The organism is Stenotrophomonas sp. GbtcB23 (assembly GCF_019091045.1).
Lineage (GTDB): Bacteria > Pseudomonadota > Gammaproteobacteria > Xanthomonadales > Xanthomonadaceae > Stenotrophomonas > Stenotrophomonas rhizophila_A.
The window spans coordinates 1-464 of sequence record NZ_JAGXKC010000201.1 but is presented as its reverse complement, the minus strand read 5'-3'; the positions used below and the strand labels follow the sequence as shown (position 1 = coordinate 464).

At 59.9% G+C, this 464-nt stretch carries 1 protein-coding gene; it reads left to right on the top strand.

What is annotated here, in order from left to right; genetic code table 11:
• Positions 1-199 precede the first annotated feature (199 nt).
• Positions 200-464 (top strand): hypothetical protein (locus KVS69_RS18790; RefSeq protein ID WP_217539490.1); only part of this gene is annotated, 265 nt, incomplete at its 3' end.

Sequence of the window (464 nt, the reverse complement as noted above, 5' to 3'; positions counted from 1 at the left end):
TCAATGGCAGCTTGGTCTGCGCGAGCGCTTGAGCGCCTTGATGTCCACGGATCACGAGGAGCCCGCGTACGCTACGTCTGACCTTCGGAACGCAGAGCCCAACCTCCCGGTCATGCCATCGCACCTGTTCCAGTTTGACGCTCCTCGCGATACGCGGTTTGCCCAGGAGTTGAGTGGGCATGAGCGGGTCTGCCACGTCATGCATCAGGAATGGTTTGGAATCCGGGCAGCAGCGGGCGCGCTGCCGGGGCATAAGTTGGCAGTATCTGCCACGGATCGACCTTCTGCTCTCGATATCGAGGGCGTCGCCAAGCTGTTCCAACAGGCCGGTGTTGACCGAATTGCGATTCATGGCTTCTCAACGGCAATGGCTGCGTGGATCAAGGGCTTCGCCGGGGCGGGATTCAATCACATCTATCTGGTCTGGCATGGTGCTCCCGTCATGTGGGTGCACAATGATGAGC